1 protein-coding gene is annotated in these 661 nt (G+C 43.1%); it reads left to right on the top strand.

Going from position 1 to position 661, the window contains the following annotated elements; translation table 11 throughout:
- A partial coding sequence (locus tag AA089_RS23220) for a DUF11 domain-containing protein (RefSeq protein WP_046759415.1) occupies positions 1 to 661 on the top strand: 661 nt, incomplete at both ends.

Below are 661 nucleotides of genomic sequence, written 5' to 3'. Positions count from 1 at the left end.
GCGGGATATAGTTTGGGTACAGTTAATAATGGCGGAACGGCTACGGGTAATGTAGCTAGTTGGGCTAATCTAGTAATTCCATCAGGTGGACTGATAACAGTCACATATCAGGCAACTGTTTTAGCTCCAATCGTCCCATCAGATCCAGCTCAGTATATCAATGTAGCGGAGATTACCGCAAGCGATCAGTTTGATCCAAACAGTAGTCCAAACAACGATGATGGCGATCAGAGTGAGGATGATGAAGCTAATTTCAATATCACTCCACAAGTATCAGATGTAAGTATAGCCAAGAGTTTTGTAGATGACAATGGCGGTAATGTAGAAGTTGGCGATGTGCTGACCTTTACAGTTGCTATCAGTAATGCAGGACCAAGCATCGCAACAGGAGTACGTTTATCAGATGTCTTACCAATAGGATACAGTATCGTATCAGGTAGTATAGATACTGGTGGTGTATATAATGCAGGATCAACAACGATTGATTGGTCAGGACTTACTGTACCATTAACAGGGTCAGCAGTTACGTATGAGGTTACAGTGAATGCTCCAACAGGCGTAGCAGGCGAGTATACCAATGTAGCTGAGATTACTGCAAGTGATCAGTTTGATCCCGACAGTAGTCCAAACAATGATGATGGCGATCAGAGTGAAGATGATG

This window comes from Kordia jejudonensis (assembly GCF_001005315.1).
GTDB lineage: Bacteria > Bacteroidota > Bacteroidia > Flavobacteriales > Flavobacteriaceae > Kordia > Kordia jejudonensis.
This window is presented reverse-complemented; position numbering and strand designations above follow the sequence as displayed.